Raw genomic sequence first — 14796 nt, 5'->3', positions numbered from 1 at the left:
GGTGCTCATTGGAAAACGACTGAATGACCGCTATAAAATTATCAGCCTCATCGGCGGCGGCGGAATGGCTAACGTGTATTTAGCGCGCGACATCATTTTGGAGCGCGATGTCGCCGTCAAAGTGCTCCGGCTTGATTTTGCCAACGATGACCGGTTTATCAAGTGGTTTCGCCGCGAAGCGCAGGCGGCGACGAGCTTGAACCATGAGCATATCGTCTCCATTTATGACGTCGGCGAAGAAGAAGGCGTCTATTATATCGTCATGGAATATGTGCAGGGCTCGACGCTCAAGCAATACATTCAGCAGCACGCTCCGCTTCCGGTCGAACAGGCGCTTAGCATCATGGATCAGCTGACCTCGGCGATCGCCCACGCGCATGAGAACGGCATCATTCACCGCGATATTAAGCCGCAAAACATTTTGCTTGACGAGCACGGCCGTGTGAAAGTGACGGACTTTGGCATCGCTGTGGCCATGAGCGGAACAACGATTACACAGACGAACTCCGTGCTCGGTTCGGTCCATTATTTGTCGCCGGAGCAGGCGCGCGGCGGCATCGCCACGGAAAAGTCGGACATTTATTCGCTCGGGGTCGTCATGTTTGAGCTTCTCACCGGACGGCTCCCGTTTTCCGGCGAATCGGCCGTGTCCATCGTGCTGAAGCACTTGCAGGCAGAAACGCCGTCGCCGCGGGCGTGGAATCCGGAGATTCCCCAAAGCGTCGAGAATATCGTTTTAAAAGCGATGGCCAAAGATCCGTTTTATCGCTATCCATCGGCGCGGGAAATGAATGAAGATATCCGAACGGCGCTCGACCCAAGCCGGCGCAATGAGGCGAAATTTACGATTCCCGACGACGGCGAGGAAGCGACCAAAGCCGTTCCGATTATTAAGGATAAAGAGAGCGCCGCGTCCGCGCAGGAGACGTTTGCTGCTGAGAAAACCGCGCCGGAATCGGCCCAACAAGACGAGCAGCCAAAGCCGAACAGAAAACGGAAGTGGAAGTGGGCCGCTTGGCTGGCGGCGATTCTTTTGTTGCTTGGCGCCGCTGCTGTGAGCGCGCTCACGTGGATTCCAGACCTCGTTTTTCCAAAAGAAGTGACGATGCCGAACGTCGTCAACAAAGATTATGATGAAGCGGTTGAGCGGCTGTCGGCGCTCGGCCTCGAGATCAAAGATACGATTGATGTCGAAAGCGACACGATCGAAGAAGGGAAAGTGGTGCGCACGAGCCCGGAGGCCGGTATGACCGTCAAACAAGGGGCGGGTGTCACCATTTATAAAAGCTCCGGAAAAAAGAAAATCGAATTTCCGAGTTTTATTGGGGATGACATCGCTGCGGCCGAGGCCGAGCTGCGCGCCGAAGGGTTCTCTCGCATCACGCGCAACGGCCGCTACAGCGACAAGCCGGAAGGAACGATTTTGGATCAATACCCGTACGCCGGGGACAAAGTCGTACCGGATGAAACCGAAGTGATGTTTACCGTCAGCCTCGGACCGGAAAAAGTGGCGCTCAAAGATTTGACCGGCTATACGGAAAAGAGTGTGCGCGATTACGGCCAAGACCAAGGGCTGCGCATCGAAATCAAGTATGAGCATTCCGATGAGGTGCCCGAGGGGCTCGTTATATCGCAAACCCCAGCGGCGGGAGAGCGGTTGGAAAAAGGCGACACCGTCACGGTCGTCATTTCCCGCGGCCCGGAACCAAAACCGACGAAAACGGTGATCAAAGAGCTTACCATCCCGTACGAACCGACAGCAGAAGGGCAAACGGTGGAAGCGCAACTCTACATTCAAGATGCCAACCATAATATGACAACGCCATACAAAACGTACCGATTGACCAAACCGGTGACGGAGACGGTGGAGTTTCACATTCCTTATGGCGAGGCGGCTTACTATCGCGTGATTGTCAATCAGGTGGTGAAGGAGGAAGGATCGATTCCTTATCCAGAAGGCGATGAGAAAAAGAGGTGAGGCTATGGCGGAAGGACAAATCATGAAAGCATTAAGCGGATTTTACTACGTTTTGTCTGAAGGCCGCGTCTTTCAATGTCGGGGGCGCGGCGTGTTTCGCAAACAAAAGGTGACGCCGCTTGTCGGCGACCGCGTCATCTTTCAGGCAACGAGTGAAACGGAAGGCTATATTTTGGAGATTGCCGAGCGGCAAAATGAGCTTGTGCGGCCGCCGATCGCCAACGTCGAGCAAGCGATTTTGGTCTTTTCTGCTGTTCAACCGGATTTCAGCGCGAAGCTGCTCGACCGCTTTCTCGTCCTCGTTGAATCAAAGAACATTACGCCGATCATTGTCATTAGCAAAACGGACTTGCTCGATGGCGAGACGAAAGAGACGATCGCCCGTTACGTGCGCGACTATCGCTGCATTGGCTATGAGGTGATCGAAACGTCGGCGGTGACCAAGGGCGGTCTCGATGAACTGGCGGCGCGCCTTCGCGGCCGCGTCTCGGTCGTCGCCGGGCAGTCTGGCGTCGGCAAGTCATCGCTGCTGAACGCGCTTCGTCCGGATTTGCGTTTAAAAACCGGCGATATCTCGTCCCATTTGGGGCGCGGACGGCATACGACCCGCCATGTCGAGCTGCTTGAGGTGGCCGGCGGGCTTGTCGCTGACACGCCAGGGTTTAGCGCCTTGGAATTTGATCATCTGACGCTCGATGAGTTGCCGCACTATTTTCCGGAATTTCGGGTGTACGGTGCGGACTGCAAGTTCCGCGGCTGCCTCCATGTCGCCGAGCCGAAGTGCGCGGTGCGCGAGGCGGCGGCAGCCGGCGACATCGCCCCGTACCGCTATGACCATTATTTAAGTTTTATTTCAGAAATGAAAGAACGAAAGCCGAGGTATTGAACGATGATCCGAATTGCCCCATCGATTTTGTCGGCCGATTTTGCCCGCTTGGCGGAAGAAATCCGCTCCGTGGAGGAAGGCGGGGCCGACTGGATTCATGTTGACGTGATGGACGGACACTTTGTGCCGAACTTGACGATCGGTCCGCCGGTTGTGGCCGCCATTCGCCCCGTGACGAAGCTTCCGCTCGATGTCCATTTGATGATTGCCGAACCGGATCGCTATATTCCGGCGTTCGCCGACGCCGGCGCCGATCTCATTTCCGTCCATGTGGAGGCATGCCCGCATTTGCATCGGACGATTCAATTGATCAAAGAGCAAGGGGTCAAAGCCGGAGTGGTGATCAATCCGCATACGCCGGTCGAAATGATCCGCCATGTGATCGCTGAGGTCGACCTCGTCTTGTTGATGACCGTCAATCCGGGCTTTGGCGGACAGGCGTTTCTTCCAACGGTCGTGTCGAAAATTCGCGATGTTGCGCGCATGGCTCGGGAACAAAACAAGGCAGTGGATATCGAAGTGGACGGCGGCATTCGCGCGGAAACAGCGCCGCTTTGCGTTGAGGCGGGAGCCAATGTGCTCGTCGCCGGGTCGGCCATCTTCAACGCTTCCGATCGGGCGGCCGCCATTGGCGCGATTCGCGCCGCCTGTGCAAAATGAAACATGGCGCCGTGAAGCGACGTGTTCTTTTCCATCACCGTTGGTCCGATCGTTTTGATTTGGCGACCATCACCGTTTTTCCCGGCCCTCTTGGCGATGGCTGGCCAAGGGGCTAGGGATTGACTCGCGCAGCCGCTTCTCGGAATCGTTTCGCAAATAGAAAATTTGTTGCATCAGTCTCTATGCTCGCGCCTTCAATCGGTGATCAAGGCCAACAGCCGCTTTTCACCAGCCTTCAACAATTCGTTTTCCATGACGGTCGATCCGATTTTGTTCGCCATTAGCGTTTTTCACCAACCTTCAAGAATTCGTTTGGCTCAGGGAGGGGAGAATGATGCCGATTCATATTGTCGGCGGCGGCCCGCGCGAACTTCTTCCCGATTTGCGCGCTTATGATGGCAAGGAGGTGCAATGGGTCAGCGTCGACCGTGGCGCAGAAACGCTGCTCGAGCACGGATTGCGAATGGTGCGCGCGTTTGGCGATTTTGATTCGCTGTCGTCCGAAGCGCTCGTGCGGTTGCGCGAGATGCTGCCGGAACTGGACATTTGGCCGGCGGAGAAAGACAAAACCGATATGGAGATCGCCCTCGATTGGGCGGTCGAGCAAACCGCCGGGCCCATTCGGCTGTTCGGGGCGACCGGCGGGCGGCTTGATCATTTGTTCGGCAATGTCGAGCTGCTCGTCAAATACGCTGGCCGGCCGATTGAGCTAATCGACCGGCAAAACGTCATCACCGTTCACCGTCCCGGTGCGCATACCGTGCTGAAGGACGAGCGGCATCGTTACGTCTCGTACATCCCGGTTTCCGAGACGGTGGCCGGCCTTACGCTCGCCGGATTTAAATATCCGTTAACCAACAGTCATATTTCCCGCGGTTCGACATTATGCATTAGTAATGAACTTATCCAATCTTCCGGTACTTTTTCATTTTCTGAAGGCATATTAATGATGATAAGGAGCAGCGATTTTTCCGGCTGCCTGTAGTTGCGATTGGGTGGGCAGAGAATATACTGGATAAGGGAATGGTGGGAAGTTCGTGATGATTTGTGAGGAGGGAATCGGGATGAAGTTTTATACGATCAAGCTGCCAAAGTTTTTGGGCGGAATTGTGCGGGCGGTGTTGAACGCGTTTAAAAAAGGATAAGAAAAAAGCACCATTTTTTGGTGCTTTTTTTGTTGGAGTTAAACGCGTTTCACTTTTCCGGATTTCAAGGCGCGCGCCGAAACCCAAACGCGTTTCGGTTTGCCGTCAACGAGAATGCGCACTTTTTGCAGGTTGGCTTTCCACGTGCGGCGGCTGGCGTTCATGGCGTGCGAACGCGTGTTGCCGAACGACTTTTTCTTGCCGGTGACAAAGCATTTCGCCATTGGTTGTTCCCTCCTTGCTTTTGCATCGCTCTAAAGACACTTTTATAATGTACCACACAATGGCTGACATTGCAATAGACGAGGCCGTACTCTTTCAAGAAAATGTCCTTGACATGACATTTCGTTTTCGGCTAAATAATACTAGTGGGCGGCCGGGAAGCGCTTTGAAAACAGAGGGCGTTATAGTACAATAAAGGTAGCTGTGCGAGATACGCAAAGGGGGAACGAGCATGTCGATCGAATGGCAAACGAAATACGGGCGCATCGAAGTCGCCAATGAAGTGGTGGCGATGATCGCGGGGGGGGCAGCCGTCGATTGCTATGGCATTGTAGGAATGGCGTCGAAACATCAAATCCGCGATGGGCTTTCGGACATATTGCGCCGCGAAAACTTCGCCAAAGGCGTCATCGTTCGCGAAGAAAACGGCGAAGTGCATATCGATATGCACATCATCGTCAGCTACGGAACGAAAATTTCTGAAGTCGCCCACAACGTGCAATCGAAAGTCAAGTACACGCTTGATCAAACGCTTGGCTTGGCCGTTCAGTCGATCAATATTTATGTTCAAGGGGTTCGAGTGGCGAATCCATAGTTATCAGTAATAAGGAGGAATTAGCCGGTGACATTGAAGACGCTTGACGGAAGACGGTTTGCCGATATGGTAGAGCAAGGAGCCGCCCATTTGGCGAACAACGCCAAAGCGGTCGATGCGCTGAACGTCTTTCCGGTTCCAGATGGCGATACAGGAACAAACATGAACTTGTCGATGACGTCCGGAGCGAAGGAAGTAAAGGCGAACGTCTCCAACCATATCGGCAACGTCGCCGCAGCGCTGGCAAAAGGGCTATTGATGGGGGCGCGCGGCAATTCCGGCGTCATTTTGTCGCAGCTGTTCCGCGGGTTTGCCAAGGCGGTTGAAGGCAAGCAGCAAGTGAACAGCTTCGAATTTGCCGCCGCTTTGCAAGCCGGAGTGGACACGGCCTACAAGGCGGTGATGAAGCCGGTTGAGGGGACGATCCTCACCGTTGCCAAAGAAGCCGCCCGCAAAGCGGTCGATGTGGCGAAAAAAGAGCGCGACGTCGCCGCGGTGATGGAAGCGGCGCTCGCCGAGGCGAAAGCGGCGTTGAAACGCACGCCGGAGCTGCTGCCGATTTTGAAGGAAGTCGGCGTCGTCGACAGCGGCGGCCAAGGGCTGGTGTACATTTATGAAGGGTTTCTCGCCGCCTTGAAGGGGGAAACCATCCGGGCGGCGCGCGCCGAAGCGTCGATGGACGATTTGGTGAAAATCGCGCATCATCAAAGCGCACAAAGCCATATTCACACTGATGAGATCGAGTTCGGCTATTGCACGGAATTCATGATTCGGCTAGAACAGGACAAGCTGGCGCGGCAGCCGTTCTCGGAAGAAACGTTTCGCCGCGAGCTGAGCCGGTTTGGCGACTCGCTGCTCGTTGTCGCTGACGATGAGCTTGTCAAAGTGCACATCCATTCGGAGACGCCAGGCGAGGTGTTAACGTACGGTCAGCGCTACGGGAGCTTGATTCGCATTAAGATTGAAAACATGCGCGAGCAGCACGCCGACATCGTCGGCCGGGAGGCGAAAGCGCTCTCCGGCCCAGCAAAGGAGGCGAAGCCGTATGGCATCGTGGCCGTGGCGATGGGAGAAGGAGTGGCCGAGCTGTTTCAGAGCATCGGCGCACATGAAGTGATTGAAGGCGGCCAGACGATGAATCCGAGCACGGAAGAAATCGCCGAAGCCATCCGGCGCGCGAACGCCGAAACGGTGTTTGTGCTGCCGAACAACAAAAACATCGTGATGGCGGCAAGACAGGCCGCTGAGCTGTCTGAGCACCGGGTGATCGTCATCCCGGCGAAAACCGTTCCCCAAGGAATAGCGGCGCTGCTCGCGTTTCATCCCGAACAATCAGCCGAGCAAAACGAGCGGGCGATGACCGCTGCGCTCGCGAAGGTGAAAACCGGGCAAGTCACGTTTTCCGTCCGCGATACGACGATAGACGGCATACAGATTAAAAAAGGCGACTACATGGGGCTGTGGGATGACCGCATCATCGCCGCCGACAAAGACAAATTGGCCGTGACCGAGCGCCTCTTAGACGCGCTCATCGATGAGGAAAGCGAAATCGTCACGATTTTGTACGGCGAAGATGCGACCGAAGTGGAAGTGGAGACCGTCATCGCTTATTTGGAAAACGAACACGATGGGGTTGAGGTGGAAGTGCATAACGGAAAGCAGCCGCTGTATCCGTTTATCATTTCCGTTGAATAATATGTTAGAATGATAGAAGGGAGCTTTTTTCCCTTCTATTTTTTCGGTTTCATGGGGGAATGGCAGAGATGAAATATAAAAGCGTCTTTGACATCATTGGCCCGGTGATGGTCGGGCCGTCGAGTTCACATACGGCCGGCGCGGTGCGCATCGGCTTGGTCGCTTATAAGCTATTCGGCCGCAAACCGTCTTGGGCGCGCGTTTCGTTTTACGGATCGTTTGCCGAAACGTACCGCGGGCATGGCACTGATGTTGCCATTGTCGCCGGCTTGCTCGGGTTTGACACGTTCGATGAACGGCTGCCGGCGGCGCTGGACATCGCGCGCGCCGAGGGCTTGGACGTCTCGTTTTCGGCCGAAGAGGCGATTCCGCACCATCCGAATACGGCGCGCCTCTGTATCGGCGATGACCGCGGAGAGCTTGAATTGGTCGGCATTTCGATTGGCGGCGGAAAAATCGAGATCGTCGAGCTGAACGGGTTTGCCTTGAAACTATCCGGCCATCATCCGGCGCTTTTGATTATGCACAATGACCGGTATGGGACGATCGGCGCAGTCGCTTCCGTGCTCGCGAAGCATGCCATTAACATCGGGCATATGGAAGTGTCGCGCAAAGAAAAAGGAAAGGAAGCGCTCATGGCCATCGAAGTCGATCAGCCGCTGACCGATGATCTCATTCAAGAGCTGGAGCAGCTGCCGAACATTTTGCAGGTGGCAAAGCTGGCCGATTGAAGCGCACTCCATTTCACGCTGATGCTTGAAGCTCGCTTGGGGCGAACATCGGCAACGAATGAAAACGAAACCGATTTCATATCGACAGGGAAGCCAAACGGCAACAGAGATTAGCTGCGAAAGGGCAGGTGGGAATCCATGTTTCGCAATGTCGCTGAATTGGTGGCGCTGGCGGAAAATGAGCAGACGAAAATCGCTGAGGTAATGATCCGCCACGAAATCGAGGTGAGCGGGCGGAGCCGGGAAGACGTGATCGCGCAAATGGACCATCATTTGTCCGTTATGGAGCGCGCCGTGGAAAGAGGTTTGCAGGGGGTGTCGTCCCGCTCCGGATTGACTGGTTTTGATGCGGTGCGAATGCAACGCTATATTGAAGCCGGGCGGTTTTTGTCTGGAGAAACGATTTTGGACGCCGTCAGCAAAGCCATGGCAACGAACGAAGTGAACGCGGCGATGGGCGTCATTTGCGCCACGCCGACGGCGGGAGCGGCCGGCGTCGTCCCGGGAACGCTGTTTGCTGTGAAAGAAAAACTGCGGCCGACGCGCAAAGAAATGATCGAGTTTCTGTTTACGGCCGGAGCGTTCGGCTATGTTGTCGCCAATAACGCTTCGATTTCCGGCGCGGCGGGCGGCTGTCAGGCGGAGGTGGGCTCAGCGGCGGGCATGGCCGCTGCAGCGCTCGTTGAGCTGGCTGGTGGAACGCCGAGCCAAGCGGCGGAAGCGATGGCGATCGCGCTGAAAAACATGCTCGGCTTGGTTTGCGATCCGGTCGCCGGCCTTGTCGAGGTGCCGTGTGTAAAGCGGAACGCGATGGGGGCGGCGAATGCCATGATCGCCGCCGATATGGCGCTAGCCGGCATCAAAAGCCGCATTCCGTGCGATGAAGTGATCGAAGCGATGTATCGGATTGGCGCGGCCATGCCGGTGGCGCTCAAAGAGACAGCGCAAGGGGGGTTGGCCGCCACGCCGACCGGCCGTGCGATCGCGGCCCGTATTTTCGGCGCTTCCGCGGCGACAAAGTGAGCGAAGCAATGCAACAGCCGGTGACGGCGGTCAAAGGCATTGGCGAGGAAACGGCAGCGGCGCTCGCCGACATCGGCATTCGCACCGTCGGCGAGCTGCTCGCTTATGCCCCGTATCGATATGACGATTACGAGCAAAAAGATTTGGCCGCCGTCCGGCACGAGGAAAAGGTGACGGTAGAAGGAAAAGTGCATAGCGCGCCTGTGTTGACGTATTACGGGAAGAAGAAATCGCGCCTTTCCTTTCGGCTGCTGGCCGACCGCTATTTGATCACCGTCGTTTGCTTCAACCGCCCGTATTTGAAGGAAAAAATCACCCTCAACGAAACGGTGACCGTGATCGGAAAATGGGATCGGCACCGGCAGACGATCAATGCGTACGAACTCCGGTTCGGACCGGCGCCCGAGACGACGGGCATCGAGCCGGTTTATTCCGTGCGCAGTCCGCTGACGGTTAAAATGATGCGCCGGCTGATGAAAGCGGCGTTTGACCAATTCGGTTCGCACATTCCTGAACTGCTGCCGCCCGCGCTGCGCCGCGCCTACCGTCTCGTTGACAAGCAGGAAGCTCTTCGCGCCCTTCATTTTCCCCGTTCGCGCGAAGAGCTGCACCAGGCGCGGCGGCGGCTTGCCTACGAGGAGTTTTTGCTGTACCAGTTGAAAATGCAGGCGCTAAGGAAAATCATGCGCGACGAACGGCGCGGCGTCGCCCATTCGTATTCGGAAGAACAGCTCGCCTCGTTTCTTGCCGGATTGCCGTTTTCCCTTACGAACGCCCAGCGGCGGGTCATCGATGAAATTTTGGTCGATATGCGGGCGCCGCGGCAAATGAATCGGCTTTTGCAGGGCGATGTCGGGTCAGGCAAGACGGTCGTCGCCGCCGTTGCCTTGTATGCGGCTGCCTTATCGCGGTTTCAAGGAGCGCTGATGGTGCCGACGGAAATTTTGGCCGAACAGCATGCCCGTTCGCTCGCGGAGCTGTTTGCCGGCACCGATGTCACCTTGGCGCTGTTGACCAGCTCTGTGAAAGGAAAACGGCGCAAGGAAGTGCTAGCTGAACTCGAGGAAGGGACGATTGACATTGTCGTGGGCACGCACGCCTTAATCCAAGAAGGGGTGCAGTTTCACCGCCTCGGCCTTGTCATTACCGATGAGCAGCACCGTTTTGGTGTCGAACAGCGCCGCATTTTGCGCGAAAAAGGACATGCGCCGGACGTATTGATGATGACGGCAACGCCGATCCCGCGCACGCTCGCGATGACAGTATTTGGCGATATGGACGTATCGGTGCTGGACGAAATGCCGGCCGGGCGCAAAAAAGTCGAGACGTATTGGGTGAAGCATCATCAGTTCGCGCGCGTGCTCGATTTTATCGAAAAAGAATTGCGCCGCGGCCATCAGGCGTATGTCATTTGCCCGCTCATCGAAGAATCAGAAAAACTCGATGTGCAAAACGCCATCGACGTTCACAGCCAGCTCGTCCATTACTATCGCGGAAAATACGAAGTCGGGCTCATGCACGGCCGGCTGTCTCCGGAAGAAAAAGAGGCGGTCATGCGCGCGTTCAGCGAAAACCGCATTCATGTGCTCGTTTCCACGACGGTGGTGGAAGTCGGAGTCAATGTGCCAAACGCGACGGTGATGGTCATTTATGACGCCGAACGGTTCGGATTGGCCCAGCTTCACCAGCTGCGCGGCCGGGTCGGCCGCGGCGCCGCGCAGTCGTACTGCATTTTAATCGCCGATCCGAAGTCCGAAATCGGCAAAGAACGGATGCGGATCATGACGGAAACGACGGACGGGTTTGTGCTCGCGGAAAAAGATTTGGAGCTGCGCGGGCCGGGCGATGTGTTCGGCACGAAGCAAAGCGGTCTGCCGGAATTCCGCTATGGCGACCCGGTGCACGATTATCGCATTTTCGAAGTCGCTCACCGCGATGCCGCCAAACTGATCGCCTCGCCGGCGTTTTGGCGCGGCGAGGCGTATGCGGGGTTGCGAGCGGAATTGGAGGCGTCCGGCGCGCTCGGCGGGGAAAAATGGGACTGAGGCGACGGAGCGGGAGCTGCCGGTGTCGTCGCGGTCCACTTTTTTTGCTTGCATTCCGGTTGTTGATATTATATATTACTTTTAGTACCTAGTCATAAATCCGGGCGGTGTAACGAGCGATGAGAAAAAGCAAACGCGAACGGCAACGGCTGCTGCAGGAGACGATCCGCGAAAATCCGTTTGTGACCGATGAGGAGCTGGCGGAGAAGTTTTCTGTCAGCGTGCAGACGATCCGCCTTGACCGGCTTGAGCTCTCGATTCCCGAGCTGCGCGAGCGGATTAAACACGTCGCCCGCCAGTCGTTCGCTGATAAAGTGCGGGCGCTGCCGCTTGAGGAAGTGATCGGCGACATCATTGACATCGAACCGGATGCGAGCGCGATTTCCATTTTTGATGTCAAAGAGGAGCACGTGTTTCGGCGCACCCGCATCGCCCGCGGCCACCATTTGTTCGCTCAAGCGAATTCGCTCGCGGTTGCCGTCATCCACGATGAATTGGCGCTGACGGCAAAAGCGACGATCCGCTTTGTGCGGCAAGTGAAAGAAGGCGAGCGGGTCGTAGCGAAGGCGAAAGTGACCGGAAAAACGGAAAGCGGGCGCACGGTCGTTGACGTAAACAGCTATGTCGGCCAAGAGCTCGTGTTTTCCGGAACGTTCGAAATGTATCGTTCAAACATGGAAAAAAAGGATGGCGACAGCAATGAACATCGCGATTGATGCTATGGGGGGAGATCACGCCCCGCATGAAATCGTGCTTGGCGCGGCAAGGGCCGCCGCGCACTTTCCCGACATTCGCATCACGTTGATCGGCGATGAAGCGAAAATTCGCCCGCATTTGCCGAGCGAGGAGCGCATCGCGGTCATTCACACCGATGAAGTGATCGAGGCGGCCGATGAGCCGGTGCGGGCGGTGCGGCGCAAAAAACGTTCGTCGCTTGTGCGCATGGCCGAGGAAGTGAAAGAAGGGCGCGCGGACGCCGGCATTTCCGCCGGCAACACCGGGGCGCTCATGGCCGCCGGGTTGTTTGTCGTTGGGCGAGCGGCCGGCATCGACCGACCGGCGCTCGCGCCGACGCTGCCGACGGTGGACGGAAAAGGGTTTGTCTTTTTAGATGTCGGCGCCAACGTGGACGCCCGCCCGGAACATTTGCAGCAATATGCGCTGATGGGGCATGTGTACGCCAAGCAAGTGCGCGGGATCGCGAACCCGCGCATCGGTTTGCTCAATGTCGGCACCGAAGACCAAAAAGGGAATGAAACGATGAAGCGGGCGTTTGCTTTGCTGAAAGAAACCGATCTTCATTTTATCGGCAACGTCGAAGCGCGCGATTTGCTGCAAGGGGCGGCTGATGTCGTCGTCGCTGACGGTTTTTCCGGCAATGTCGCTTTAAAAACGATCGAAGGAACGGCGATGGCGCTGTTTTCCTTGCTCAAGCAGGCGCTGACAAGCAGCGTGGCGGCCAAGCTCGCCGCTGCCGCCCTCAAACCGAAGCTTGCTGGGCTGAAAAAGATGATGGACTACTCCGAATACGGCGGGGCAGCGCTGTTTGGCCTGAACGCCCCTCTCATTAAAGCGCACGGTTCGTCCGATGCGAACGCTATTTTCCACGCGGTCCGCCAAGCGCGTGACATGGTGGCCCATGATGTGATCGGCACCATCAAAGCGGAGCTGGAGCGGGCTGCATTGATCAAGGAGGGATAACGATGGGGAAGATCGCCTTTTTGTTTCCTGGACAAGGGTCACAGGTCGTCGGCATGGCAAAAGATGCCGCCGACCATGACGCCCGCGCCCGCGCGGTCATTGAAGCGGCCGACGAGCGGCTCGGATTTCCGCTTTCCGCGCTCATGTTCAACGGGCCGCAAGAGGAGTTGACGCTCACGTACAACGCCCAGCCGGCGCTTTTGACCGCGAGCATCGCCTTGCTCGAACTCGTCAAAGCGGCCGGGCTGAGCGCCGATTATGTCGCCGGACATAGCTTGGGCGAATATACGGCGCTCGTTGCCGCCGAGGCGATGTCATTCGCCGATGCGGTCTATGCCGTTCGCCGCCGCGGCGAATTGATGAATGAGGCGGTGCCGGCCGGCGAAGGGACGATGGCGGCCGTTTTGGGAATGGATGCCGCGGCGCTCGAGGCGGTGACGAGCGAAATCACCGCCCAAGGCGATCCGGTCGCGCCGGCGAACTTCAATTGCCCGGGGCAAATCGTCATCTCCGGTTCGAAAGCCGGGGTGGAAAAAGCGGGGCAGCTGGCAAAAGAGCGCGGCGCCAAGCGCGTCATTCCGCTTGAGGTGAGCGGGCCGTTCCATTCTGTGCTCATGAAGCCGGCGGCCGAACAGCTGAACGCCGTCTTGGCGGGCTTAACCATTCGCGACGCTGCCATTCCGGTCATTGCCAACGTGACGGCCGAGCCGGTGACGAAGAAAGAAGACATCGCCGATCTGCTCGTGCGCCAACTCTATTCACCGGTGCGCTGGGAGCAGTCGGTGCGCACGCTGTTGGCGCTTGGGGTCGACACGTTTGTGGAAATCGGCCCAGGGAACGTGTTGTCCGGCCTCGTGAAAAAAATCGACCGCAACGTCCGCGTTTATGCGGTGAACGATCTCGCTTCCCTAGAAGCGGCTGTTGCGGCGCTGAAAGGAGAATAACGATGCTCGAAGGAAAAATCGCCCTCGTCACCGGAGCGTCGCGCGGCATCGGTCGAGCTGTCGCGCTGGAGCTCGCCCGCCAAGGGGCGAACGTCATCGTCAACTATGCCGGCAGTGAAGCAAAGGCGAACGAAGTGGTCGAAACGATTCGCTCACTTGGCCGCGAGGCGTTCGCCGTGCAGGCGGACGTCGCTTCGGCCGCCGATGTGGAACGCATGGTCAAAGCGGCGCTCGACTCATTCGGCCGCCTCGACATTTTGGTGAACAACGCCGGCATTACGCGCGACAACTTATTGATGCGGATGAAGGAAGAAGAATGGGATGCCGTGATTAACACGAACTTAAAAGGGGTATTTCTTTGTACGAAGGCGGTCGCGCGGCCGATGATGAAGCAGCGCTACGGACGGATCGTCAACATCGCGTCGGTCGTCGGCGTGATCGGCAACCCGGGGCAGGCGAATTACGTTGCCGCCAAAGCCGGCGTCATCGGGCTGACGAAGACGGCGGCGCGCGAACTCGCCAGCCGCCACATTACGGTCAACGCCGTTGCGCCGGGGTTCATCACGACCGATATGACGGAAGCGCTCAGCGCGGAGCAAAAAGAAACCATGCGAAACCAAATTCCGCTCGCCCGCTTTGGCGAGCCGGATGACGTCGCCCGCGTTGTCGCGTTTCTCGCCTCGGATGCGGCCGGCTATATGACCGGCCAGACGCTTCACGTCGATGGCGGCATGGTCATGCCGTAATCGGCACGGACCGGAAAAAGCCGGTGGAAAACGCGGGCCGTCCGCTCGGGAACGAACGGCCGCAGCGGGCCCGCGTTCGGGCATGGATGGGGGAAGGTGCGCTTGGCTGCCGCATTCCGCCATCAGCCCTCTAGTATTTTTACGGCCAATCGACTATAATCATGAAGGGAGGTGAAGGCGAATGGCAGACGTACTCGAACGGGTAACGAAAATTATTGTCGACCGCTTGGGCGTGGACGAATCGCAAGTGACGCTTGAGGCATCGTTCAAAGATGACTTGGGCGCCGACTCGCTGGATATCGTCGAATTGGTCATGGAGCTAGAAGACGAGTTCAACATGGAAATTTCCGATGAGGAAGCGGAAAAAATCGTCACAGTCGGAGATGCTGTGAACTACATAAAAAGCCGTTTGTAATGCTGCTTTT

General features: G+C 57.1%; 16 protein-coding genes. 15 read left to right on the top strand and 1 reads right to left on the bottom strand.

Going from position 1 to position 14796, the window contains the following annotated elements:
* The first annotated feature begins 1 nt into the window (after position 1).
* From pknB to spoVM, 5 genes are all read left to right on the top strand, one after another.
* Positions 2-1978: a Stk1 family PASTA domain-containing Ser/Thr kinase gene (gene pknB / locus NST29_RS11975; RefSeq protein ID WP_339232995.1), complete on the top strand. Its 1977-nt coding sequence runs from the start codon at positions 2-4 to the stop codon at positions 1976-1978.
* Positions 1979-1982: 4 nt separating this feature from the next.
* Complete coding sequence (gene rsgA, locus NST29_RS11970) at positions 1983-2864, top strand: ribosome small subunit-dependent GTPase A (RefSeq protein WP_033022911.1); 882 nt, start codon at positions 1983-1985, stop codon at positions 2862-2864.
* 3 nt (positions 2865-2867) lie between these two features.
* The gene (rpe, locus tag NST29_RS11965) at positions 2868-3524 is read left to right on the top strand and encodes a ribulose-phosphate 3-epimerase (RefSeq protein ID WP_033022912.1); all 657 of its coding nucleotides are present in this window, start codon (positions 2868-2870) and stop codon (positions 3522-3524) included.
* Between the two features lie 334 nt (positions 3525-3858).
* A complete protein-coding gene (locus NST29_RS11960; protein ID WP_033022913.1) occupies positions 3859-4509 on the top strand; it encodes a thiamine diphosphokinase in 651 nt (216 codons plus the stop codon).
* 79 nt (positions 4510-4588) lie between these two features.
* A complete protein-coding gene (gene spoVM, locus NST29_RS11955) occupies positions 4589-4669 on the top strand; it encodes a stage V sporulation protein SpoVM (RefSeq protein ID WP_033011182.1) in 81 nt (26 codons plus the stop codon).
* A gap of 38 nt (positions 4670-4707) precedes the next feature.
* Here spoVM and rpmB read toward each other — a convergent pair whose 3' ends face one another.
* The gene (gene rpmB / locus NST29_RS11950; protein ID WP_033022914.1) at positions 4708-4893 is read right to left on the bottom strand and encodes a 50S ribosomal protein L28; all 186 of its coding nucleotides are present in this window, start codon (positions 4891-4893) and stop codon (positions 4708-4710) included.
* Positions 4894-5123: 230 nt separating this feature from the next.
* Here rpmB and NST29_RS11945 point away from each other — a divergent pair, with 230 nt between their 5' ends.
* The 10 genes from NST29_RS11945 to NST29_RS11900 all read left to right on the top strand — a co-directional run bounded on the left by NST29_RS11945 (position 5124) and on the right by NST29_RS11900 (position 14786).
* A complete protein-coding gene (locus NST29_RS11945; RefSeq protein ID WP_033022916.1) occupies positions 5124-5486 on the top strand; it encodes an Asp23/Gls24 family envelope stress response protein in 363 nt (120 codons plus the stop codon).
* A gap of 27 nt (positions 5487-5513) precedes the next feature.
* Entirely contained in the window at positions 5514-7181 is a 1668-nt protein-coding gene (locus NST29_RS11940; RefSeq protein ID WP_033022923.1) for a DAK2 domain-containing protein, read from the top strand.
* 68 nt (positions 7182-7249) lie between these two features.
* Positions 7250-7912 (top strand): L-serine ammonia-lyase, iron-sulfur-dependent subunit beta, encoded by a 663-nt coding sequence (sdaAB, locus tag NST29_RS11935; RefSeq protein WP_033022925.1) that lies wholly within the window; start codon positions 7250-7252, stop codon positions 7910-7912.
* A gap of 138 nt (positions 7913-8050) precedes the next feature.
* Positions 8051-8935, top strand: coding sequence for an L-serine ammonia-lyase, iron-sulfur-dependent, subunit alpha (sdaAA, locus tag NST29_RS11930; protein WP_033022926.1), 885 nt, complete (start codon positions 8051-8053; stop codon positions 8933-8935).
* Positions 8932-10980, top strand: a complete 2049-nt coding sequence (recG, locus tag NST29_RS11925) for an ATP-dependent DNA helicase RecG (protein ID WP_339232186.1) — start codon at positions 8932-8934, stop codon at positions 10978-10980. The genes sdaAA and recG overlap by 4 nt, the downstream gene beginning before the upstream one ends.
* A gap of 119 nt (positions 10981-11099) precedes the next feature.
* The gene (gene fapR, locus NST29_RS11920) at positions 11100-11696 is read left to right on the top strand and encodes a transcription factor FapR (protein WP_033022932.1); all 597 of its coding nucleotides are present in this window, start codon (positions 11100-11102) and stop codon (positions 11694-11696) included.
* Positions 11680-12681 (top strand): phosphate acyltransferase PlsX, encoded by a 1002-nt coding sequence (gene plsX, locus NST29_RS11915; protein ID WP_033022933.1) that lies wholly within the window; start codon positions 11680-11682, stop codon positions 12679-12681. Before fapR ends, plsX begins: the two co-directional genes overlap by 17 nt.
* Before the next feature lie 2 nt (positions 12682-12683).
* Positions 12684-13625, top strand: coding sequence for an ACP S-malonyltransferase (gene fabD / locus NST29_RS11910; protein ID WP_339232185.1), 942 nt, complete (start codon positions 12684-12686; stop codon positions 13623-13625).
* A 2-nt stretch (positions 13626-13627) separates the two neighbouring features.
* Positions 13628-14371: a 3-oxoacyl-[acyl-carrier-protein] reductase gene (gene fabG / locus NST29_RS11905; protein ID WP_033022939.1), complete on the top strand. Its 744-nt coding sequence runs from the start codon at positions 13628-13630 to the stop codon at positions 14369-14371.
* A 181-nt stretch (positions 14372-14552) separates the two neighbouring features.
* Positions 14553-14786 carry an acyl carrier protein gene (locus NST29_RS11900; RefSeq protein ID WP_011230691.1) on the top strand — a complete coding sequence of 78 codons (234 nt, stop codon included), beginning with the start codon at positions 14553-14555 and terminating at the stop codon, positions 14784-14786.
* Positions 14787-14796: the final 10 nt, after the last annotated feature.

This window comes from Geobacillus sp. FSL W8-0026, assembly GCF_037966255.1.
GTDB lineage: Bacteria > Bacillota > Bacilli > Bacillales > Anoxybacillaceae > Geobacillus > Geobacillus icigianus.
This window is presented reverse-complemented; position numbering and strand designations above follow the sequence as displayed.

What these genes read in the sequence shown, in the direction of transcription:
- rsgA (WP_033022911.1), top strand. Translation starts at nt 1,983, where the DNA reads ATGGCGGAAGGACAAATCATGAAAGCATTAAGCGGATTTTACTACGTT.
- rpe (WP_033022912.1), top strand. Translation starts at nt 2,868, where the DNA reads ATGATCCGAATTGCCCCATCGATTTTGTCGGCCGATTTTGCCCGCTTG.
- NST29_RS11960 (WP_033022913.1), top strand. Translation starts at nt 3,859, where the DNA reads ATGCCGATTCATATTGTCGGCGGCGGCCCGCGCGAACTTCTTCCCGAT.
- spoVM (WP_033011182.1), top strand. Translation starts at nt 4,589, where the DNA reads ATGAAGTTTTATACGATCAAGCTGCCAAAGTTTTTGGGCGGAATTGTG.
- rpmB (WP_033022914.1), bottom strand. Translation starts at nt 4,893, where the DNA reads ATGGCGAAATGCTTTGTCACCGGCAAGAAAAAGTCGTTCGGCAACACG.
- NST29_RS11945 (WP_033022916.1), top strand. Translation starts at nt 5,124, where the DNA reads ATGTCGATCGAATGGCAAACGAAATACGGGCGCATCGAAGTCGCCAAT.
- sdaAB (WP_033022925.1), top strand. Translation starts at nt 7,250, where the DNA reads ATGAAATATAAAAGCGTCTTTGACATCATTGGCCCGGTGATGGTCGGG.
- sdaAA (WP_033022926.1), top strand. Translation starts at nt 8,051, where the DNA reads ATGTTTCGCAATGTCGCTGAATTGGTGGCGCTGGCGGAAAATGAGCAG.
- fapR (WP_033022932.1), top strand. Translation starts at nt 11,100, where the DNA reads ATGAGAAAAAGCAAACGCGAACGGCAACGGCTGCTGCAGGAGACGATC.
- plsX (WP_033022933.1), top strand. Translation starts at nt 11,680, where the DNA reads ATGAACATCGCGATTGATGCTATGGGGGGAGATCACGCCCCGCATGAA.
- fabD (WP_339232185.1), top strand. Translation starts at nt 12,684, where the DNA reads ATGGGGAAGATCGCCTTTTTGTTTCCTGGACAAGGGTCACAGGTCGTC.
- fabG (WP_033022939.1), top strand. Translation starts at nt 13,628, where the DNA reads ATGCTCGAAGGAAAAATCGCCCTCGTCACCGGAGCGTCGCGCGGCATC.
- NST29_RS11900 (WP_011230691.1), top strand. Translation starts at nt 14,553, where the DNA reads ATGGCAGACGTACTCGAACGGGTAACGAAAATTATTGTCGACCGCTTG.